The organism is Polyangium jinanense (assembly GCF_028435265.1).
GTDB classification, from domain to species: domain Bacteria; phylum Myxococcota_A; class Polyangia; order Polyangiales; family Polyangiaceae; genus Polyangium; species Polyangium jinanense.
Genome location: NZ_JAGTJK010000020.1, coordinates 67,704 through 89,796 on the forward strand (window position 1 = coordinate 67,704; position 22,093 = coordinate 89,796).

16 protein-coding genes are annotated in these 22,093 nt (G+C 69.4%); 11 read left to right on the forward strand and 5 right to left on the reverse strand.

Features of this window, described 5'->3' with window-relative positions:
• Positions 1-55: 55 nt before the first annotated feature.
• The 9 genes from KEG38_RS29935 (at position 56) to KEG38_RS29975 (ending at position 11,441) form a co-directional block, all read left to right on the forward strand.
• Positions 56-1,264, forward strand: coding sequence for a phosphoglycerate dehydrogenase (locus tag KEG38_RS29935; protein ID WP_272423326.1), 1,209 nt, complete (start codon positions 56-58; stop codon positions 1,262-1,264).
• Positions 1,265-1,528: 264 nt separating this feature from the next.
• Entirely contained in the window at positions 1,529-2,116 is a 588-nt protein-coding gene (gene rimP, locus KEG38_RS29940; protein ID WP_272423327.1) for a ribosome maturation factor RimP, read from the forward strand.
• 24 nt (positions 2,117-2,140) lie between these two features.
• Complete coding sequence (gene nusA / locus KEG38_RS29945; protein WP_272423328.1) at positions 2,141-3,793, forward strand: transcription termination factor NusA; 1,653 nt, start codon at positions 2,141-2,143, stop codon at positions 3,791-3,793.
• 55 nt (positions 3,794-3,848) lie between these two features.
• On the forward strand, positions 3,849-4,751 hold the full coding sequence (locus KEG38_RS29950; RefSeq protein WP_272423329.1) for a YlxR family protein: 903 nt from the start codon (positions 3,849-3,851) through the stop codon (positions 4,749-4,751).
• Positions 4,752-4,781: 30 nt separating this feature from the next.
• The gene (gene infB, locus KEG38_RS29955; protein ID WP_272423330.1) at positions 4,782-8,027 is read left to right on the forward strand and encodes a translation initiation factor IF-2; all 3,246 of its coding nucleotides are present in this window, start codon (positions 4,782-4,784) and stop codon (positions 8,025-8,027) included.
• Between the two features lie 43 nt (positions 8,028-8,070).
• Positions 8,071-8,451 carry a DUF503 domain-containing protein gene (locus KEG38_RS29960; RefSeq protein WP_272423331.1) on the forward strand — a complete coding sequence of 127 codons (381 nt, stop codon included), beginning with the start codon at positions 8,071-8,073 and terminating at the stop codon, positions 8,449-8,451.
• The gene (gene rbfA, locus KEG38_RS29965) at positions 8,448-8,828 is read left to right on the forward strand and encodes a 30S ribosome-binding factor RbfA (RefSeq protein ID WP_272423332.1); all 381 of its coding nucleotides are present in this window, start codon (positions 8,448-8,450) and stop codon (positions 8,826-8,828) included. The genes KEG38_RS29960 and rbfA overlap by 4 nt, the downstream gene beginning before the upstream one ends.
• Positions 8,829-8,890: 62 nt before the next feature.
• Positions 8,891-10,453 (forward strand): serine/threonine-protein kinase, encoded by a 1,563-nt coding sequence (locus KEG38_RS29970; RefSeq protein ID WP_272423333.1) that lies wholly within the window; start codon positions 8,891-8,893, stop codon positions 10,451-10,453.
• Entirely contained in the window at positions 10,443-11,441 is a 999-nt protein-coding gene (locus tag KEG38_RS29975) for a hypothetical protein (RefSeq protein ID WP_272423334.1), read from the forward strand. Before KEG38_RS29970 ends, KEG38_RS29975 begins: the two co-directional genes overlap by 11 nt.
• 9 nt (positions 11,442-11,450) lie before the next feature.
• On the opposite strand, the gene KEG38_RS29980 is transcribed toward KEG38_RS29975, so the two are convergent.
• From KEG38_RS29980 to KEG38_RS29990, 3 genes are all read right to left on the reverse strand, one after another.
• Positions 11,451-13,589 (reverse strand): serine/threonine-protein kinase, encoded by a 2,139-nt coding sequence (locus KEG38_RS29980; protein WP_272423335.1) that lies wholly within the window; start codon positions 13,587-13,589, stop codon positions 11,451-11,453.
• A gap of 74 nt (positions 13,590-13,663) precedes the next feature.
• Positions 13,664-14,056 (reverse strand): DUF3592 domain-containing protein, encoded by a 393-nt coding sequence (locus KEG38_RS29985; protein WP_272423336.1) that lies wholly within the window; start codon positions 14,054-14,056, stop codon positions 13,664-13,666.
• A 10-nt stretch (positions 14,057-14,066) separates the two neighbouring features.
• Positions 14,067-15,614 carry a phytoene desaturase family protein gene (locus KEG38_RS29990; protein ID WP_272423337.1) on the reverse strand — a complete coding sequence of 516 codons (1,548 nt, stop codon included), beginning with the start codon at positions 15,612-15,614 and terminating at the stop codon, positions 14,067-14,069.
• Between the two features lie 199 nt (positions 15,615-15,813).
• Here KEG38_RS29990 and KEG38_RS29995 point away from each other — a divergent pair, with 199 nt between their 5' ends.
• Positions 15,814-17,076: a TRAP transporter small permease subunit gene (locus tag KEG38_RS29995; protein WP_272423338.1), complete on the forward strand. Its 1,263-nt coding sequence runs from the start codon at positions 15,814-15,816 to the stop codon at positions 17,074-17,076.
• Complete coding sequence (locus KEG38_RS30000; protein WP_272423339.1) at positions 17,073-18,734, forward strand: TRAP transporter large permease; 1,662 nt, start codon at positions 17,073-17,075, stop codon at positions 18,732-18,734. Before KEG38_RS29995 ends, KEG38_RS30000 begins: the two co-directional genes overlap by 4 nt.
• Positions 18,735-19,037: 303 nt before the next feature.
• Here the strand turns inward: KEG38_RS30000 and KEG38_RS30005 are convergent, their stop codons facing one another.
• Together KEG38_RS30005 and KEG38_RS30010 are read right to left on the reverse strand one after the other, a co-directional pair.
• Entirely contained in the window at positions 19,038-19,964 is a 927-nt protein-coding gene (locus tag KEG38_RS30005) for a TRAP transporter TatT component family protein (protein ID WP_272423340.1), read from the reverse strand.
• Positions 19,965-20,006: 42 nt separating this feature from the next.
• Complete coding sequence (locus KEG38_RS30010; RefSeq protein ID WP_272423341.1) at positions 20,007-22,076, reverse strand: bifunctional aldolase/short-chain dehydrogenase; 2,070 nt, start codon at positions 22,074-22,076, stop codon at positions 20,007-20,009.
• Positions 22,077-22,093: the final 17 nt, after the last annotated feature.

Sequence of the window (22,093 nt, forward strand, 5' to 3'; positions counted from 1 at the left end):
CGACGCCACGAGGACGAACAACCGCGCTGCCTTTTCTGCTACCGTTCGCCCTCGCATGCGCCTCTTGATCGCCGACAAGATGGACACCCAAGCGCTCGAGGAGCTCCGCATCCTGGGTGTCGAGATCATTTCCCGCCCGGAGCTTACCAAGGAGACGTTACCCGCGGCCCTCGAGGGCATCGGGATCCTCGTCGTTCGTTCGACCGAGGTGACGGCGCGCGCCATCGAGGCGGGTCGCCAGCTCAACCTCATCGTACGCGCGGGCGCCGGTGTGAACACGATCGACGTCGCCGCAGCGAGCGCGCGTGGCGTGTACGTCGCAAACTGTCCCGGCAAGAACGCGATCGCCGTCGCCGAGCTGACGATGGGCCTCGTGGTTGCGCTCGATCGACGCATCGTCGACGCCACGACGGATCTGCGCGCGGGCAAATGGGAGAAGACCCGCTACGCGCAAGCGGAAGGGCTCTACGGTCGACGCATCGGCGTCGCGGGGCTCGGCGCGGTCGGTCGCGAGGTCCTGCATCGCGCGCGTGGCTTTGGCCTCGAGCCGCATGCCTGGTCGCGCTCGCTCTCGCAGAACAAGGCGCAGCGACTCGATGTCGGGTTCGCCCGCAGCCTCGAAGAGCTCGCGGCGCGCTCGCACGTGCTCACGATTCACCTGCCGCTCGACAGCCGGACGCGCGGCATCGTTGGTCGCAACGTGCTCGAGGCGCTGCCGGACGGGGCCATCGTGGTGAACACCGCGCGCAGCGAGGTGATGGACTACGAGGCGCTCGAAGACGTGATCGCGAAGAAGGGATTGCGCGTTGGCCTCGACGTGTTCCCGAACGAGCCCGATCGCGGCACGGGCACGATCGAGCCTCGCATCTTCGGCCGGGGCCTCGTGTACGGGACGCCGCACATCGGCGCGTCGACCGAGCAGGCGCAGCGGGCGATCGCCATGGAGACCGCGCGCATCATTCGCGCCTTCATGACCGAGGAGACCGTGCCGAACGTGGTGAACATCTGCGCCACCTCGCCCGCTCGTTACGTGGTCGTGATTCGCATGCTCGACAAAGTGGGCGTCTTGGCGAACACGCTGAGCGTGCTCAAGCGTCACGGCATCAACATCGAGGAGATCTCGAACACCGTCTTCGACGGCGCGCTCGCGACGTGTACGAAGATGCGCGTCTCTGGACGGCCGAGTGATGCCTGCATGAAAGAAATCGCCGCGTTCGACGAGGTCCTGCACGTGGACGTGGTATCGTTGCCGAACCTCGCCTAGCGAGGTCACGCCTGCCCGACCGGAAGGCCGCTTTCCAGCGGATTTTCCTGGGCTTTTTGCTCCTGCGCGGTGGGCGTCCATGCCCCCTTGCGTATCCGCCCAGGTTCGTTTAGAGTCACCCCGACAAAACTAGGCGGATCCGCGGAGCCGGATTCCCAAGTTTGGGAATCGGCTCTTTTTTTTTCGCGTGGGCCTTCGCACGGCGATCGCGCGGGGCGAAGACGGTCCTCCGCCGCGCGGGGCCTCGCGCCCGTCCTCTCAGGCATGCAGCAAGCGTCGAACGAGCAAACCAGCAACAAGACCATCGATTTCGAACGCATCCGTGCGGCCGTTGGCCCCGTGCTTTCGAGCCACGGCGTGGTGCTCGTGGATGTCGAGTGGTTCACCGACCAGGGGACGTGGACCTTGCGCCTGACGATCGAGCGCGAGGGCCTGCAGGACTCGTCGGATCCGGCCGGCGGCGTATCACTCGACGACTGCGCCGACGTTTCGCGGGACGCCTCGACGGCGCTCGACGCGGAGGACGACGTGATCCCGCATCACTACAGCCTCGAGGTGTCCTCCCCAGGGCTCGAGCGGCGCTTGAAGAGCCTTTCGGATTTCCGGCGATTCCGCAGCAAATTGGTGCGTGTGAAGCTCGCCCGGCCGGCGCCCGACGGCCAGAGCCTCCTGCGCGGCGAGCTCGCGGAGGCGCCGGACGACAAGATCGCCGTCATCGTCGACGGCAAGCGGATCGAAGCGCCTTTCGCGGATGTCGTGGAGGCGCGTCTCGTGTTCGAGCTCGTGACGCAGCCGAAGAAGCAGAAGAAGAGCACGCGTGCGGGCAAGTCGAAGCAAAGCGGTAACCGGTAGTTGAGATCAGGAGAGCGAGCAGCCATGGCAACGATGGGAGCGACGCCCACCGTGGATACGAGCCTCGGGGCGATCCTCGAGCAGGTCGCGAAGGAGAAGGGCATCGACCGGAAGATCCTCGTCGAGACGATCGAGGCGGCGATCTTGAAGGCGGCCCAGAGCGTCTTCGGACCGACCCGTGAGCTCGAGGCGCGGTTCAACGAGGACAACGGCCAGGTCGATCTCTTCCAGTACATGACCGTCGTCGAGGACGTGGCCGAGCCCGAACGCGAGATTTCGCTCGCCGACGTGGAGAAGCACAAGCTCGACGCGACGCTCGGCGAGGAGCTCGGTTTTCAGGTCTTCTGGCGTCCCGAGGACGCGGAGAAGGCGCGCGAGCAGGACAAGGAGTTCGGGGACATCCTGAAGCTCAAGGCCGGGCGCACGACGTTCGGTCGCATCGCCGCGCAGACGGCGAAGCAGGTGCTCTTGCAGCGCGTCCGCGACGCTGAGCGCGACCTCATCTTCAACGAGTACAAGGACCGGAAGGGCGAGCTCATCCGGGGCATCGTTCGCCGCTTCGAGAAGGGCAACAACATCATCGTCGACATCGGCAAGACCGAAGGGATCTTGCCGTTCCGCGAGCAGACGCCGCGCGAGACGTACCGGCCGGGTGATCGCATCGTCGCCTACGTGAAGGACATCGATCGCGAGGCGCGCGGGCCGCAGGTGATCTTGTCTCGGTCCGATCCGCGCCTCGTGGAAAAACTCTTCGAGGCCGAAGTGCCCGAGATCTACGAGGGCATCGTGCGCATCGTCTCGGTCGCCCGCGAGCCGGGCGCGCGATCGAAGATCGCGGTGACCTCGCGCGACGCGGACGTCGATCCGGTGGGCGCGTGTGTCGGCATGAAGGGCTCGCGCGTACAGGCGGTCGTGCAGGAGCTGCGTGGCGAAAAGATCGACATCGTGCCGTTCGATCGGGATCCGGCGCGGTACGTCATCGCCGCGATCCAGCCGGCCGAGGTGCACAAGGTCATCGTCGACGAGGCGGACGGGCGCATGGAGCTCGTCGTGCCGGACGAGAAGCTCTCGCTCGCGATCGGCAGGAAGGGCCAGAACGTCCGGCTCGCCGCGCAGCTCACGAACTGGAAGCTCGACATCATCAGCGAGTCCAAGTTCAAGCAGATGGAGGAGGAGGCGATCCACGCGCTCCAGCAGATCGACGGCGTGTCCGAGTCGATCGCGAAGTCGATGTACCGGCTCGGCTTCCGAGCGCTCGAGGAGGTCAGCGAGGCGGCCGCGGAGGAGCTCGCGGCGATCCCCGGGCTCGGCGGCGCCGAGGTGGCCGAGCGGATCAAGGCGCAGGCCGACACGACGATGGAGCGGCTGCGTCAGGAGCGTATCCGGGCTGCGAGCCAGCGGACGGAGCCGCTTACGGATCGCGAGCGTTTGATGTTCATCCGCGGCGTCGGCGATCGGACCGTGGGCCTCCTCGAAGAGGCGGGCTACAAGACGGTGGAGGACATTCTCCGCGAGGACGAGGACCGGCTGGCGATCCGGACCGGCCTCGGCATCAAGAAGGCCCGGGCCATCCGGCAGGGGGCGCGGGACTTCGTGGAGAGCGAGCAGAAGGTGCTCGAGGCAGGCCGCGCAGACGCAAGGCGCGCCGCAGTGGCGGCTTCGACAAAGCAGGCGTAAGAGGGGCGCGGCCGTCCCTTCGTGGACGAGCCGCACCCAGAGAACGAAACGGACGATGGTGGAAGCACGGACAGACGCAGAGCGAGCGACGCCGCAGGCGGACCGAGAAGGTTCGTCGCGGGTGCGCACGTGTGTCGGCTGTGGAGAGCGGGTCGAAATCCCGCGCTCCGGGTCGGCTCCGTCCGTGCTCGTCCGTCTCGTGCTTGGTCCGGGCGGCGAGGTCGCGGTGGACGCGGCGGGCGGTGGCTTCGGCCGCGGCGCGCACGTGCACCCGAGGCCGTCCTGCGTGGAGAAGGCCGCGCAGCGGGGCCTCTCGCGCGCGGCGAAGGGCAAGGTGAGCCTGCTCTGGGACGAGGGGCCCGAGCAGCAGGGCGAGGAGACGGCGGCGTCGGAGGCGACGTCGTCGGGCAAGCTCGTCCCGCTCGACGCGAGCTCGCTCTCGCGGGCGATCGTGCGCGCGCTGGATCGGCGGGTGCAGGGGCTCGTGGTTGCGGCGGCCCGGGCGCGGAAGGTCGCGCTCGGGGCCGACGCGGTGACGGGCGCCGAGGAACGGGGGGAAGCGGATCTCCTCGTGGTCGCGACGGACGCGGCGGCGGGCTCGGAGCTCTCGGCCGTGCGCCGGGCGGTCTCCGAGGGGCGCGCGGTCGCCTGGGGGACGAAGAAGGTCTTGGCTACGTTGTGCTCTGCCGCTGCTTCGTCGAAGCGCGCGGAAGGGCTCGCCGTCATGGCGATCAAGGATGATCGGATCGCGGCGGCGCTCCGGGAGGCCGTGCAAGCGGCCTCCGCGCTCGTCGCGGCGCCGCTCGAGGGTGCGGCGGCGGGCCGCAAGCGCCATGATGCGAGGCGCCCCGGTGGTACCGGGCAGCAGTCCTCGGGAAGGTCCACGCCGAAGAATGCGGGCGGCGGGATCGATGAAGATGGGGCGCGGTCCGGTCAGGATCGTCGTGCGGACGGGTGAGTCGGGTTTGTCGTTACTGGAGCGAGGTGCATGAGCAAAGTTCGGGTGTACGAGGTCGCTAAACAGCTCAACATGGATCAGAAGACGCTGGTCGCGCTCTTCCAGTCCATGGGTATCGGCGACGTGCGCAACCACATGAGCGCGGTTGAGAGCGATGTGGTGGAGCGCGTGAAGCGCCATCTGGAGCGGCAAAAGGCGCCCGAGGTGGTCGAGGAACGGATCCGTCCGACGGTCGTGAAGCGCCGTGCGCGGGGCGCCGAAGGTGAGACCTCCGGCCCCGAGCCGACGACGACCCCCGCACGTGCCGCCGCTCCCAACGTCCCGCCCGCGCGCGCCTCCGCTCCATCCGCCGCTCCCGCCCCGACGAGCCCGACATCGACAGCGGCCGCGCCCGCGCCGAGGACCGCGCAAGCTCCGGCGCCGGTCGTCGAGGCGGCGAAGCCTGCTCCCGCGCCCGCTCCCGAGAAGCCCGCAGCGACGCAGATGGCGCCCGCCCAGCCGGTGGAACGTGAAGCGAAGGAGGCGCGCGAGGTTGCTCCGCCTGCGCCGCCCCCTGCTCCGGCCCCGGTCGCGGCAGCGGAGCCCCCGAAGCCCGTCGCCGTGGAGAAGGCCCCGGAGGCGCCCGCGCCGAAGCCCGTGGAGGCGGCACCCCCGCCGCCGGTCGAGGCTCCGAAGCCCGCGCCCGCGGTCGCGGCCGAGGCCCCGAAGGCCGCGGCAGCCCCGGCCGAGCCCGCGCCCGCCCCGAAGGCGGCCGAGCCCGAGCCGGCGCCGAAGGTCGCAGCGGAGCCGCCCAAGAAGGCCGAGGAGCCTGCCAAGCAGGTCGCCGCGCCTGCCGAGACGCCGAAGGCGCCGCCCGCGCCGCCGGCCGCTCCGGCAACGACGCCTGCGCCGAAGGCCGCGGAGCCTGCGCCGAAGGCGGCTGCCGAGCCGCCCAAGAAGGCCGAGGAGCCGGCAAAGCCCGCGCCCGAGGCGCCCAAACCGGCGGCGGCTCCGCAGGCGCAGCAGCCGCAGCGGGCCGGTGGGTCGTCGCAGCAGGGCCCGTCGAAGCCCACGACGCCGCCTCCGGCCACGACGCGCTCGCCCGCGCCGCAGCAGGGCCCGGGTCGCACGCCGCCGCCGAGCGCGCCGCCTCCGGCTCGCACGGCGCCTGCGTCGTCCGTGCCGCCGCCGCGCAAGCCGTCGGACACGCCGTCCTCGGTCCCGCCGCGTCCGTCGTCCCCGCCGAAGACGGGCATCGACGTGTGGCAGGGCCGCCCCGGCGTCCCGATGCCGGCCGCGCAGCGCACGAGCACGCCGCGCCGCACGACCTACGATCCGCGCGCCCAGGCGCCGCAGCCGGGCCGTCCCGGCACGGGCTTCGGCCCGCAGGCGGGTCGTCCGGGTCAGCCGGGCGGACCGCGCAGCGGCCCGCAGCGTCCTGGCATGGGCGGCTTCCGTCGTCCGGGCGGGCCTCCGATCCAGCAGCGGCGCGGCCCGGCGCAGGTCTCCACGCAGGAGATGGCCTCCCACAAGAAGGTCGTCAAAATCGAGGAGCAGGTCAGCCTGCAGGCGCTCGCCGGGAAGATGAGCGTGAAGTCGACCGATGTTCTCCTGAAGCTCCTCAGCATGGGGATGACGGGCGTGAACATCAACTCGACGCTTGACGCCGACACCGCGAAGATCATCGCGAGCGAGTTCGGCTGGAGCGTCGAGGACGTCGCGGTCAGCGAGACGCAGACGCTCGAGGACGCGACGCGCGTCGAGTCCGAGGCCGACCTCGACTTCGAGCTGCGTCCGCCGATCGTCACGGTCATGGGTCACGTCGACCACGGCAAGACGTCGTTGCTCGACCGGATCCGCAAGGCCAGCGTGGCCGAGGGCGAGGCGGGCGGCATCACGCAGCACATCGGCGCGTACCGCGTCGAGACGCCGCGTGGGACGATCGCGTTCCTCGACACGCCGGGTCACGAGGCGTTCACGGCGATGCGCGCCCGCGGCGCCTCGCTGACGGACATCGTCGTGCTCGTGGTCGCAGCGGACGACGGCGTCATGCCGCAGACCAAGGAGGCGATCTCGCACGCGCAGGCCGCGAAGGTGCCGATCATCGTCGCGGTGAACAAGATCGACAAGCCGGGCGCGGATCCCGACAAGATCAAGCGCGACCTCGCGAATCTCGGGCTTCAGCCGGAGGAGTGGGGCGGCCAGACGATGTTCATGCACGTGTCGGCGAAGACCGGGCAGAACATCGATCAGCTCCTCGAGTCGATCATCCTGCAGGCCGAGATCCTCGAGCTCAAGGCCTACGCGAAGCGTCGCGCGAGCGCGACGGTCATCGAGGCGCTGCTCGATCGCGGCCGCGGTCCGGTCGCGCGCGTCATGATCCAGGACGGCACCCTGCGCACGGGCGACATCATCATCGCCGGCAGCGTGTGGGGGAAGGTCCGGGCGATGACGGACGAGCTCGGCCGATCGGTCGGGAGCGCGGGTCCGGCGACGCCAGTCGAGGTGCTCGGTTTGAACGAGGTGCCGAGCGCGGGTGATCCGGTGCATGCGGTCAAGGACGCCAAGACGGCGGAGGAGATCGCGGAGACGCGTCGCAAGAAGGCGTCGAAGTCGCTCATCCCGCAGAGCTCGGCGGTGTCGCTCGAGACCCTCACCTCGCGCCTCGCGGAGAGCGATCAGCTCGAGCTGAAGCTCATCGTGAAGGGCGACGTGCAGGGCTCGGTCGAGGCCATCACCCACGCGCTCTCGAAGCTCTCGACGCAGAAGGTCAAGGTCACGATCGTGCACGCGGGCGTCGGTGGCATCACCGAGGGCGACGTGAACCTGGCGGTCGCCTCGAAGGCGATCATCGTCGGGTTCAACGTCCGGCCTGCGGGCAAGGCCGCGAGCCATGCCGAGACCGAGGGCGTCGAGATCCGGCTCTACAACATCATCTACAACGCGGTCGACGACATCCGGTCCGCGATGGAAGGCCTCTTGCCTGCCACCAAGGTCGAGAAGCAGCTCGGCCGGGCGGAGGTTCGTCAGGTCTTCCGCGTCGCGAAGATTGGCACCGTCGCCGGCTGCATGGTGACGAGCGGGCTCGTGAAGCGGACGGCGGAGGCGCGGCTCATCCGCGACAGCGTCGTCGTCTGGACGGGCAAGCTCTCGGGCCTGCGCCGCTTCAAGGACGACGCGAAAGAGGTGACCGAGGGGTTCGAGTGCGGCATCTCGCTCGAGAACTACCAGGACCTCAAGGAAAACGACGTCATCGAGTGCTTCGAGATCGAAGAGGTCAAGACGAAGCTCACCTGAGCTTCGGGGTGACCGCGGACCCGGGTAGCGCCGGCGAACGACGATGTTTGTTGGTGTGTTGAGGCTGAGGTTGGATGTGCCCGGGGCGCGGTCGCTCAAGGACAAGCGGAGCGTCGTCCGCTCGTTCAAGGAGCGGGTGCAAGCACGGCTGAAGGTGGCGGTCGCGGAGGTCGGGGTTCTCGACGATCCGCGGCACGCCACCCTCGGGGTCGCGGTCGTGTCGAACTCGCACACGGTCTGTGATCAGATGATCTCGAGCGTGGTGAGCATGGCCTCCACGCTGCCCGACGCGCTCCTCGCCGATCGGGCGAGCGAGATCGTGAGCTTCGGCGAAGGTGGTCGGGGCGTCGTGGGCGGGATCGAGCAGATGCTCGGGGATCTCGGCGACGACGACCACGACGACGACGAAGGGGAATCCGCGTGAGTGGACAAGGATTGCGGTCGGCTCGGGTGGCGGCGCGGGTTCGTGAGGAGCTCGCGGCGCTCTTGCGGGACATGGCGGATCCGCGCCTCTTCGGGGTGCTCATCTCGCGCGTGGAGATGACCGACGACCTGCAGACGGCGCGGGTCTTCGTGCGGAACGAGCTCGGCACGGCGCAGGGCGAAGCGGAGCGCCGGTCGATGCTGAAGGGGCTCGAGGCGGCCGGGGGACGGCTCCGGCGCGATGTCGGCAAGGCGGTCCAGCTTCGCCGGGCCCCGGACCTCAAGTTCATCTACGACACGGGCCAGGACAGCGCGTATCGCGTCGAGGAGATCTTGCACGAGATCCGGATGGACGACGCGAAGCGTGACAAGGGCTAACGAGGCGTTTTCGCGCGTCGAATGAATCTCACCGCAGCGGATGCCGTGGTATTCTCCGCGCCGTGAGCCTTTCGGCCGGCGCGATCGTCGGTACCAACGTGCGTCTGCTTCGTCCGCTCAAGCGCGGCGGAATGGGCAGCGTGTGGCTCGCAGAGCACCTGACGCTGCGCACGCAGGTCGCCGTGAAGTTCATGTCCGAGCGCCTCGCGCAGGACCCGGAGTACGTGGCTCGCTTCACGCGCGAGGCCATGGCGAGCGCGCAGATCAAGAGCCCGAACGTCGTTCAGGTCTTCGATCACGGCATCACGCCCGACGGCACGCCGTACATCGTGATGGAGCTGCTCGAAGGCGAAGACCTGCGCATGCGGCTCTCGAAGATCGGCACGATCGGCCTCGACGAGGCGGCGACGATCGTCGTGCACGTGGCGCGCGCTCTCTCGAAGGCGCACGCGCTCGGCATCGTTCATCGGGACATGAAGCCCGACAACGTCTTCCTGTGTGATCAGGACGGCGAGCTCTTCGTGAAACTGCTCGACTTCGGGATCGCGAAGCACGCGACGCCCGAGGGCGAAGGGCTCGACGGCATGACGGGCACGGGCGCGATGGTGGGCACACCGCACTACATGAGCCCCGAGCAGATCCTGAGCGCGCGGCGCGTGGATCATCGGGCGGATCTGTGGTCGGTCGGCGTCGTCCTGTATCGCGCGCTCACGGGGCACGTGCCGTTCCAGGGCGAGACGCTCGGCGCGGTGTGTATCGCGATCGAGCGCGGGAGCTTCGTGCCGCCGAGCCAGAGGCGACCCGGGCTCCTGCCCACGCTCGACGCGTGGTTCCTGCGGGCGCTCGCGCGGGATCCGGCGCAGCGGTTCCAGTCGGCCAAGGAGCTCGCGGATGCGTTCCTCGCGGCGCTCGTCGCGGGCGGGTATGCCGCGCCGGCGTCGCCGTTCCGGCTGGACACGAGCGCGGCTTCGCGAGCGGCCCCGACGGCGCAGCCGCCGGGCAGCTTGACACCGCTGCCGGGGAGCGGCGCGTCGACCTCGGGCGCAGCGTGGGTCTCGGGCGCGACGCCGCCGCCGATGATGAACACCGGACCTTCGGTCGCCACGCCTCCGCCGGGGCTGCCGGAGACGGCGCTGCCGACGGGCTCGGGGCGGTATGCGTCGTCCGGCGAGCCGCCGTGGGCCGCGAGCGGCGCGGCCGCAGCGCCGCCGCCGCTGCAGACGTTTCATGGCTCGTCGGTCACGCATGCCGAGTGGAAGAGCTCTTCGCGACGACGCGCGCTGGTCACGGTCGTGTCGGGCGCGCTCGGGGTCGTCGTGCTCATCCTGATCGTGATCGTCGTGCTCACGAAGGGCGATGGGACCGAAGGTGAAAACGCGGCGGCCGCGCTCCCGACCGACGTGACGACGACGAAGGCGGCTGCGCAAGCCGCGCCTCCGGCACCCACGCCGGAGCCCGTCGCGACACCTGCTGCGACGCCGGCCGCGACCCCGGCCGCGACGCCGACCGAGACCGCGGAGGCGCCGCCGGCGACCTCGGCGAAGGCGTCCGTGGCGCCCGTCAAGCCGACCTCGACTTCGACCTCCACCTCCACGGGGAAAACGAAACGTGATCGTGGGTTCTGAAAGGGCACGCGGGCGAGCGCGGAGGACGCTCGTCGCGTGGCTCCTCGGCTTCACGACGATCGTGGCGGCAAACGCCGTCGCGCTCGCGCAATCGAAGACGGAGCGCGACATGGCGCGCGCGCTCATGGACGAGGGCGACGCGAAGGTCGAGAAGAAGGATTTCGCCGGCGCGCTGCGCGCTTATCGCGCGGCGCACGCGATCATGGGCGTGCCGTCGACGGGCATCGAGGTCGCGCGCACCGAGGAGAAGCTCGGGCACCTCGTCGAGGCGCACAAGGCCGCGCTCGAGGTCACGCGTTTGCCCGAGAAGCCCGGCGAGCCGAAGCCGTTCACCGAGGCGCGCGAGGCCGCGAAGAAACTCGCGGCGGAGATCGAGCCGCGCATCCCGATGCTCACGGTCGTCGTGCGAGGCGTGCCCGAGAGCGCGCCGGTCGAGGTGAAGATCGACGGCGTGCTCGTGCCGAGCGAGGCCGCGCGCGCGGCGCAGCCGGTGAACCCGGGCAAGCATGAGGTCTCGGCGGCGGCGACGGGGCTCCCGCCCGTGTCGAAGGAGATCGAGATCGCGGAGGCGCAGCGGCAAAAGGTCACGCTCGCGCTCGGCGACGCGGCGGCGTCGGATGACGTCCACGAGCCCGGCCGGCGTGTCTCGCCGCTCGTCTACGTGGGCTTTGGCGTGGGCGGCGCAGGGCTCATCGCGGGCGCGGTGACCGGGGCTCTCTCGCTCTCGCGCGCGGGCACCGTGGGAGAGCTCTGCCCCGCGGGGACGTGCCCGACGCAGGCTGCGCTCGACGAAGCTACGCCGGTGAACGACTCCGCGAAGACGCTCGCCAACGTCTCCAACGTCGCGTTCGCACTCGCGGTCGTCGGCATCGGCGTCGGCGTCGCGGGGATCTTCCTTTCGGGCGGCGAGCCCAAGAAGAGCCCCGAAACGACCTCGATCCGGCTGAACATCGGGCCGACTGGGATCGGACTCGTCGGCCGCTTCTGAGCGTCGCCTTCAGCGCAGGAAACGAAGCGCGAGCAGCACGCCGGCCGCGACGAGAGCGAGGGCCGCGACGATCACGAGGATCGCCATCTGCTGCTTGCCCTGCTCGATCTCGACGGGCTTGGTCTGCGTCGCGGCAGCTGCGCCACGCATCGCGCCGCTCGTCGATGCTGCCGCGGGGCGCCTTCGCCAGGGCACGGGCGCGCGCAGCGGGCGCACGCCGCCGGGGACGCCGCCAGGGACGGCGCCGGGGCCCGGCGGAGGAACCGAGATGCGCTCCTCGGGCAGCGGCGCGGGCGGGTGCAGCGGCGCGGCGGCGGGGAGGTTACCGCGTCGCTCGGGCACGGCGGCGGGCTCGGCCGCGCGCGGCGGGATGTTCGACGTGCGCTCCGGGCGAGCGGGCAGGGCGGAGATGCGATCGGGGCGCGTAGGCAGGGCCGAGGTGCGATCCGTGCGACCGGGCAGGACGGAGACGCGACCCTCGCGGCCCGGGACGATCGAAGGTCGATCGGGGTTCCGGCCGGGCAGGGCGGAGATCCGATCCGCGCGGCCCGTTCCGCCGGACGAGGTGGGCCGCTCGGAGCCCGTGCGCGTGGGGGCTGCGGGGTGCTCCGAGGGGACGCGGTTCGCGGCGGGGTGCTCGGACGGGCTGCGGGCTTGCGTGGGCTCCTCGGCGCGCGGGCCCGAGGGGAACGTCGCGTCGAGGATGGGATCCGGCGGCAGCGCGGACGTGTCGCTCGGCGGCTTCGGCGCGCGCATCGCCGAGGTGAGCGTCGCGTCGAGGACGGGATCCGGCGGGAACGAGGAAACCTCTTGGGACGTCGCGGGCTGCGAGGTGACCGCCTCCGGCCGTGCGAGCGTCGGCGGTTCGGAGGACCGATGCGGGATGTTCTCCAGCGTCTTCGGCGGCTCGCTGATGGTCGCAGACGGCTTGGCTTCCCACGCGGGCGCAGGTGCAGCCTCGGGCAGCGGCAGCGGCGGCACCGCGCTCTTCCGCTGCCCGCGCATGAACGGCATCGGCCGCACCAGGCGACGTGTCGGCGTGTCGGGCGCGTCGTCATCGTCGTCCGGCATCGCCTTGGGCAGCGCGTCTTTCGGCAGCGTGTCCACGCGCATCGTCGCCGGCTCGTCGTCCACGACCGGCTCCGGCTCCTTCTTCACGACCGGCACCGTCGGCATCACGTCCGTCGTGTCCCAGCGCGGGCGGATGTTGCTCGAGGAGAGACCGTCCGCGACACGCTCGAGTTCCGCGGCGAACGTTCGCGCCGTGGCGAAGCGATCCGCGGGCTCCTTCGCGAGTGCCTTCAGCACGATCGCATCGAGCCCGGCCGGCAGCGCTTGCGTCGCGTACCGCGAGGGTGACTCCGGCACCTGGAACGCGTGCGCGCGCGTCAGCTCCAGCAGCGTCGTGATGTGATCGAACGGCCCGCGCCCTGCGAGCAGCGTGTAGAGCACCATGCCCACGGCGTAGAGATCCGCGCGACCGTCGACGGGACGACCGCGCGCTTGTTCCGGCGAGAAGAAGCGCGGCGTGCCCATCGCCACGCCTTCGGCCGTGGGGAACGCGAGTGGCAGGGGCGTGCTGTCCCCCGCCACGCCGATCACCTTGGCGACGCCGAAATCGAGCACCTTCACCAGGCGGCGTTCACCGTTCGGCGCGTCGCACAGGAACAGGTTGTCGAGCTTCACGTCGCGATGCACGACGCCCGCGTCGTGCGCGGCGGCGAGGCCTGCGAGCGCCTGACGCACGACGTCGATCGCCTCGGCCACCGGGAAGAACGTCCGCTGCTCGAGCTCCTCGCGCAGGTTCCGCCCGTGGAGACGCTCCATCACGAGGAACGTCCGTCCTTCGGCCGTCTGCCCGAAGTCGGTCACCTGCACCAGGTTCGGGTGCGTGAGCTTCGCCAGCGCTTGCGCCTCGATCCGCATCCGGTCGACGTAGTCGGGACGGTTCGCGTGCCGCTCTTGCAGGAGCTTCACGACCACGCGTTTGCCGAGCGCCACGTGCTCGGCCTCCACCACGTCGCCCATGCCTCCGCGGCCGAGCGGCGCGATGAAGCGGTACGGCGTTCCGTCGAGCAGCGTGGGTTTGTAGCCCTGGGGAGCGGCCGGAGGATCCGACGGGCCGATGGGGTTGTGGGCCGAAGTCACGGTCTCCGGCGATACTACTTCGTTCTGGCCCGAGCGGGTGGGGAGAGTCCGTGCTCGTTTTGTGACACGGACGGCTAGGTCACGAGCGCCTGGACGGCCGCGGCGACACCGAGCAGCGCGGCGAACGCGATCCACACGAGCCCCGGGCCCCAGATCTGCGCCGACGCGTTTCGCCGCGCGCGTTCGGGATCCCGCGGATCGTAGAGCACGGGCACCTCCGCGCCGATCCGCGCCTCGTCACCGGCCTTGCGCGTCCGCTCGATCACCTCGACGTCGAGCCCGTCCTCCGTTCGGAAACGAAGCCGCGGCGGTGGATCGTCGTCGTCTGGCTCGGCGGATGTGTTTACGACGACGCGCGCCGTCGCGATCTTGCCCACGCGCACGAGCCGAGCGGCGCGCACGATCTCGACGAGACCCGCGAGCGCCGAGATCCCTGCTGCGAGGGAGATGCCGACGGGCGAGAACACGGGCGAGAGCTTACCCGAGGTCCTTGATCACGGCCTCTGCTGCGTTGTGGCCCGCGGCGCCGATCACCGCGCCGGCCGGGTGCGCGCCGGCGCTCGCGAGGTAGAGGCCGGGGACGCCGAAGCGATACGGCATGCGCTCGGAAAAACCGTAGCTGTTGTCCACGTGGTGGATGTGTCCGTACGTGATGCCGAAATGTCGCTCGATTCCCTTCGGCGACAGCGCGAACGTGTCCTCCACGAGATCACTCGTGCCGGGCGCGAAGCGATCGCAGATCGAGAGCAGATGCTTCACGTAGCCCGGCAGCGCGTCGTCCCAGGCGCGGCCGCCTTCGAGCTCGTAAGGCACCCATTGCACGAAGAGCGCGGCGTTGTGTCGTCCCTCCGCGTCGCGCAGCGAGCCGTCGACGGCCGTGTGGATGTACCACTCCATCGACGGGAACTCCGGCAGACGCCCGGCCATCGCGTCGGCGTGGGTTTTTCGGAGCGACGCGAGCACCTCGTCCTCGTCGGGCAGGAGATGGATCGTCGAGCCGTACTGCCCACGATCCTCGGGCAAACACGTGAACGTCGGCAGCTCTCGCAGCGCCATGTTCACCTTCATGGTCGTGCCCGGCCGCTGCACTTCGTCGAGGCGCTGCGACAGCGCCGCCGACAGATGCTCTTTCCCCACGAGCCCGCGCGTCCGGTAGGGATCCGCGTTCGACACCACGACCTTCGTCGCGATCCGCGAACCGTCCTCCAGGATCACGCCGCTCACCGCGCCGTCCGTCACCTCGATCGACGCGACCTTCGCGCCTTCGCGAATCACCGCGCCCTCGTCGCGCGCCTTCGCCGCGAGTGTCTGCGACACCGTGCCCATGCCCCCTTCGACGACCATCCACGTCCCATCGGCGCCGGGCAGGCGGCACATGTTGTGGACGAGGAAGTTCATGCCCGTACCGGGCGAGTCGTAGCCGCCCGAGAGCCCGGAAAAGCCGTCGGTCACGGCGTACATCGCCTTGATGAGATCGCTCTGGAACCCGAACCGATCGAGGTAGTCGCTCACGGGCCCGCGACAGAGATCGACGAACGCCTTGCGCAGCGCGGGCCGCACGTACCGCTCGGCCGTCTCCTCCAGCGAGAGCGGCTCTTCGAGCCACGTCTTTGCGATGTCGTCACGGATCGCCGCGAGCTCCTCGTTCAGCGCGACGTTCGCGTTCCAGTCCGCCTCCGAGAAAAACTCCGAGATTTGCCGGCGCATCGACGCCGTGTCGGATCCGAAGAGCAGGTATCGGTTGCCCCGCGTGGGAAGGAAGTAATGCGGATCGCGCCGCTTCATGGGCAGATCAACGCCGAGCTTCGCGAGCAGCTCCGGCGGGATCAGGCCGAGCAGATACGCGCCGGTCGAAACGCCGAGCTTCGGAGCGCGGGAAAACGGGAATTCGGTTTTCGTGGCGCCGCCGAGGGTGGGTTTTTCTTCCAGGACCAGAACCCGGAGCTTCTTCCGAGCGAGCAGGATGGCCGCCGCGAGTCCGTTGTGCCCGGCCCCCACGATCACGACGTCGGCGCGCTGTTCCATGCGGGTTTCGTTAGCCCGCGTGCTCCCGTTTGTCCACGCATCACGGGGCGCGGAGCCCTGGATCCAGCCAGGGAAAACCTTTCTGACGATGGGGCCACGCTCGGACAAGCCGAGCTACGCCCCCAAACCCCCGTTACGCACAGCGTCGAAGCGTTCGCCGCCGTTTACCGGGGCTTCCTGAAACCGTTAATGTCGCGCCATGGCAGGCGAACGCGACGACGAAGGCCAGGGCGACGACGAAACGAAAGACCCGGCCGAGGCCGAAGCGCCCAGCGAATCCGACGCTTCCACGAGCACGGAGAAGGGCGAAGCGGAGGACGTGCCTTCGCGTGAGGAGGACGCGCAAACGCACGCGGAGCCGAAACCTGCAGGCGCCGCGTGGGGCCTGCCGTTCGTGCGAATCGAGCGAGCGCTCACGTGGTTCGAATCGCGCCTGCTCTTCGTGGTGCTGCTCGCGCTCGTGTTCTCGCTGGTCGCGTGGATCTCGCTGCGCGGCCTGGCCGCGCCGGTGCAAGCGGACAACGCCGCCGGGACCGTGTTTCGCGGGCTGCTCGGCGCAGCGATCCTCGGCGCGCTGGCGCGGTTCGGGACGGCGCGCGCGAAGGTCGATAGCGAGAGGAAGCGCGCGATCGTGACGATCGCGGCGATGGCGATCGGCGCGGGCATCGCGCCGGCGTGGCGCAAGATCGGCGTGGATCACTTCGACGCGATCCTGAACTGGCTCCAGGAGGGCTCGGCGCTCACGCTCGTCGGCGGCCTGCGCGGCGTGGCCACGCGCCTCACGCTGCTCGTCGCGCTCATCGGCGGGTCGCTCGCGGCGGCGCGCTCGAAGCACATCAACATCGACGTCGTGCTGCGCTTCATGCAGCCGAAGCTCCGCCCCTTCGTGCACATCGCGGGCGCTCTCGCGACGGCCGCCGTCTGCTTCACCGCGGGCTTCGGCTTTCTCGACTACATCTCGATCGAGGGCTTCGGCCAGCCCAAGGACGCGCCGATCGCGGAGAAGGTCTCGGGCATCGCGCGCACCTCGTCGCTGCACGTCTTCGTCCTGCGCAAGCAGCTCGCGCTCGATCTGCGGGCCATGCCCGCCGTCGTCTTCAAGGGCGCCCGCTGGGACGATCCTTCGCGCATGAACGGTCGCGCGTGGAACACCTGGCTCGACGAGGCGGGCTTCGCCGATCGCTTCACCGCGGAGGAGCTCGCGAGCATGAAGGCTCCGCCGGGCGCCGAAGAAGAGCCGCGTGTGGCCATCGTGAACCTGCCCGGCGAGAGCGCGCGTGGCGTGCTCGTGCACGACATGAACCTCATGTGGGTCGTGGGGCTCTGGATGATCGGCCTGCGCGTGCTGCTCCGCGCGCTGTTCGTCGCGTCCGGCCACGCCTCCGTCGAGTCCGACGCCGACGAGCGGGACGAGGACGACGCGCCAGATGCATCCGCGGCGGCAGGGGAGGGGGCGCGATGAAACTCTGGGCGATCGTCATCTTCCTCCTCACGCTCGTGGGGATGCCGCTCTTCGCCGTGATGGGCGGCATCTCCATCCTGTCGTGGCTCGGCTCGGATCTGCCCGATCAACGCTTCGTCCGGTTCATCGCGGCGAACGTGCTCGAAGACAGGTTCTCGAACACGCCCATCCTCGCCACGATCCCGCTCTTCACGTTCGTCGGCTACTTGATGGCCGAGTCGAAGACGCCCGATCGCATCGTCCGCGCCGCCTCGGCGGTGCTCGGTTGGATGCCTGGGGGGCTCGCGATCGTGTGCACCGTGGCGAGCGCGTTCTTCGCGACGCTCACGGGCGGCAGCGGCGTCACCATCGTCGCGATCGGCGGCCTGCTCTATCCGGCGCTTCGCCGGCAGGGTTATTCGGAGAAGTTCACGCTCGGCCTCGTCACGACGGCAGGGGCGATGGGCCTGCTGTTCTTCCCGAGCCCGCTCGTCATGATCTACGCCTTCGTCGCGGGCGTGGACGTCACGCGCGCCTACAAGGCGACGCTGCCTCCGGGCCTCCTCTTGATGGTGCTGCTCTGCGGCTACGCGTTCTACGAGGGCAAGCGGTCGGGCATCCCGCGATCGAAGTTTGACCTCAAAGAAGCCGGCTCCGCGGTATGGGCCGTGAAGTGGGAGCTCGCGACCCCGCTGCTCGTCGGCCTCGGCCTGGCGACGGGGCTCATGGAGCTCGACGAGAGCGCCGGCGCGGCCGTGATCTACACGCTGATCGTCGAGGTCTTCGTCTACAAGGATCTGACCCTGCGCAAGGTCGTGAAGGTCGCGCGCGACGCGATGACGCTCTCCGGCGCGATCATCCTCATCCTCGCGATGGCCACGGCCATGACGAACTACATCATCCAGGAGCGCATCCCGCAGGCGATCCTCGAATGGTTCACCGCGCGCGGCATGACCGAGGCCTGGCAGTTCATCCTGGTCTTGAACCTCTTCGTCTTCGTGCTCGCCATGCTGATGGAGCCGTTTGGCGCGCTGCTCGTGGCGATACCGCTGCTCATCCCGCTCGCCGCGACGTTCCACATCAACCCATTCCACCTCGCGGTCATGTTCCTGCTCAACCTCGAGATCGCGTACGTGACGCCGCCGATGGGGTTGAACCTCTTCATCGCGAGCTTCCGCTTCTCGCGTCCGATCGTCGATGTCTACCGCGTCGTCCTACCCTTCGTCGCAGTGCTGACGATCGGCCTCGGCGTCGTGATCGTCATGCCATCCATGTCGAGCTTCACGATCGCGGGCGACGTCGCGCATGCGCGGGCGCAGGCCGCGAAAGACGGAGTCGCGCCGCGCGAGGCATGGCTGCTCGAATGCGTGCAGGAGGACACGAACAACCTCAAGCCGTGCAGCAAGGAAGACATCGCGAAGTGGGGCGCGGACGGGCAGGGGATCGCAGCAGCGAAGCAACCCGAGACGCCGAAGCCCAAGGGCGACGTCATTCCCGCAGTGGACAGCGGCGCGGACGCAGGCGCAGACGCAGGCGCGGACGAGATGGATGCGCTGCTGAAGGAGATGCTCGGCGGCGGCGCAGACGCAGGAGCGCCCGACGCGGAGGCGCCGAAAGCCGCGGACGAGATGGACGATCTGCTGAAGGAGATGCTCGAAGCGGGGAAGGACGGAGGCTAGCGTCTCATCGCAAGCCGTTGCGCCGGGGCGCTGCCCCGGACCCCGCGGGGGCTGTCCGCCCCTCGACCCGGACCAGGCACGGCCTGGACCGAGGGTGGAAGAACTGCGCATCGCGCAGTTCTTCCAACGGGCCCGGTGCGGCCAGCAGGGTCGTCGTTGGTCTTGACCTGGCCTGTTCGATGAACTGCGCATCGCGCAGTTCATCGACCCCGGGTCCAGCGCTTGCGCTGGTCCGGGTCCGGGGTGGACAACCCCTGGTCGGGTCCGGGGTGAAACCCCGGCGCTACGCTGCCGAGCGCCCTCTTAGAACCCGCACTCGCGCATGCGCACCTTGCCGAGGTAACGCACGGCGCGGCGCTTCGCGACCACGTTTGCCAGGCGCTGCTCGGGGAAGACGTCGCCGGCTTCGACGACCTCGGTCAGGGCTTTCACGTAGCTCTCCTTGTCGCCTTTGAAGCAATGGTATTTCGCGGCGTACTGCACCTGCGTCAGGAGCATCTTGCCGCCGTGGATCGCGAGTGACTGATCGAAGTGCTTCTTTGCCTCGTCGAGCTCGGCCATCGCGGTGCGGGCGTGATAGGCGCCGAGGATCGTGTGACCGCTGCCGGCCATGTACTTCGGATCCAGCGCCACGGATCGCTCCATGAGTGCGACGCCGATGAACAGATCTCCGACGGCCGCGGGGTCGTCCTTCAGGATGTTCGTCTTGCTGATCCACGCGTAGCCGGCCCAGAAGAGGGCAGGGGCGTCGCGCTCGGGATCCGTGAACTGCGCGGTGTAGGCGCGCATCGTGTCGTCGTTCTTGCGCGCACCCTCGAAGCCCGGGTGATACATCTCGAGGAGCTCGAGGCCGTACCGTAGGCCGCGATCGTAGGCCGCAGACGCGCGGTTTCTCAGGTGCAGATAGCGCGGACCTTCGAGCCCCTCCTCGTCCTCGGCTTGCTCGAGCTCGTCCTCGATGAAGGCGAATGTGGCGCTCGTATAGGTCTTGACGAGTGCGAAGAGTGCGTCCTCGTTGTCGGGGGCGAGATAGTGCATGCCCTCGAACTGGCCGATGCCGTTGAACGCGACGACCTTTGCGACCTCGTAGTCGGTCAACGTATCGATCGCGGCCGAGGCTGTGGCTGTGGCTTCGATCTGGCCTTCGAGGAACATCTTCTTGATGCACCCCGTGCTGGTGAGCGAGAGGGCGGAGAGCGCGAGGACGGAGAGGGTTTGGAGGGGACGCACGACGCGGATGGTACGTCGTGTTCCCGACGCAATTCAATCGACCTACCGCGGGAACGCCGCTGCGTTTCCTCCGTCGACCGTGATGACGCAGCCTGTCGTTGCCTCGGCCGTGGCGAGATAAACGAAGGCCTGCGCCACGTCGGCTGCGGTGGTTTCGCGGCGGAGCAGGTTTGCCCGGAAATATTCATCCACGCCGACACCGCGGGCGCGGGCGCGGGCTTCGAGCATGCCGCCGCCAAAGATGCCTGTGCGGATGCGATCGGCGTTCACCGCGTTCGAGCGGATCCCGTAGGGCGCGAGATCCACGGCGTACTGCCGCGTGAGCGCGACGAGTGCGGCCTTGGGGATCGCGTATGGGCCGAAATCGGGGCCCTGGTTGAATGCGCTCTTCGATGCGTTGAAGAGGAGCACGCCGCCCGAGCCTTGCTGGATCAGGACGTCAGAGGCGAACCGCGCGACGTTCTGGTGCCCGAGTAAGTTCACCTCCAGCGAGGCGCGTAGCGCGCTGTCGCCCTGTTCCCCGTGGATCGGCCCCTCGAACGCTGCGCCTGCGTTCGACACGACCACGTCGAGCCCGCCGAAGCGCAGCGTCGCCTTGCGGATCGCCACGCGCACGTCGTCCTTCGAGGTCACGTCGCAGGGGAGCAGGAACACCCGATCGCTGTGCGCTTCGACGAGTGACTGCGCGGCGCGCTCGAGGGCCTCCTCGTCTCGATCCGTGAGCGCCACGTGCGCGCCCGCGGCGAGCAGCGCGCGTGCTGTGGCGAAGCCGATGCCCGAGGCCGCGCCTGTCACGAACGCGACGTGCCGATCGAGGGGTTTGCCCGCGCCCGCGCTCTTCTTCAGCTTCGCCTGTTCGAGGCTCCAGTACTCCACGTCGAAGATGTCGAGCTCGCTCGCGGGCTCGTAGCCGGCGTTCGCCGTGGCCTGCTCGATCACGCCCGTCGTGTGCTCGTAGATGTCGGCCGTGATCTCGGCGTCCTTGCGCGTCTTGCCCGCGGTGAACGCGCCGAGGCCCTCGATGAGCAGCACGCGTGGCCATGGGTCGAGCTCGCGCCTCTCGCCGGGGCGCGCAGCCGAGCAGCGGCGGAAGTAGGCCCTGTACTGCTCGGCGTACTCGGAGATCGCCGCGTCGAGTGTGGCCTTCGTCTTGTGCCGATCGTCGGGCGAGAGCGGCGGCAAGAGCAGCGGCTTCGGCTTCGTGCGCAGCACGTGATCGGGCGTGGCTGGGCCGAGCTGCGTGATCTCGTCGAGGTCGTTGCGGTCGCAGAACGAGACCATCTGCGGCGTCATGCGGAACGAGCAGATCCAGCGCTCACCGGAGGCGCGAGCGAGGGCGCCGCGAATCATCGGCGCGAGGCGCGCGCAGGCGTCGGGCGAGGGGCTCGAGATCGTGCGCCGCGAGAGGGCCGTAGCCTCTTCGATCCAGTGCTCGGCGCGCGTCACGTTCGCGATCATGCGCTCGTAGCTCTCCATCGCGGTCTCGCCCCAGGTGAAGATCCCGTGCTTGTCGAGGATCATCACGTTCGGCTCGCGGCCCGCGCGGGTGAGCGCGCGCCACAGATCCGCGACCTTCTTCGCGAGCGCGAAGCCGGGCATCACGTACGGGATGAAGAGCACGCGATCGCCGAAGACCTCGCGCACGAGCTGGTTCGATCCCGGCTGATCGACGATGTCGAGCACGGCGTCGGCGTGCGTGTGATCGATGTACTTGAAGGGCAGGTAGGCGTGGAGGAGGGCCTCGACGGAGGGCGTCGGCGCGCTCGGCTCGAGCATGTGCGAGCGGAGGAGCGAGACCATCTGCTCGTCGGTCATGCTCGGCAGCTCGCAGAGCCGCCGGAGCTGCGCGAGCCGGCAGGCGGGGAAGCCGTCGGGCTCGATCGCGCCGAGATCCCAGCCGCTGCCTTTCACGTAGAGCACCTCGGTCGTGTCGCCGACGAGCTCGGTCACCCGCGTCTTGACGGAGGTGTTGCCGCCGCCGTGCAGGACGAGATCGGGGTCCTGGCCGAGCAGGCGCGACGTGTAGACGCGCAGGGCCAGATCCTCGCCCCAGCGAGGGCCGTACGTCTCGACGAACTGGGCGGCTTCTGCGGCGCGGTACCGTGATTCCACGCCGCGTTCATACCACG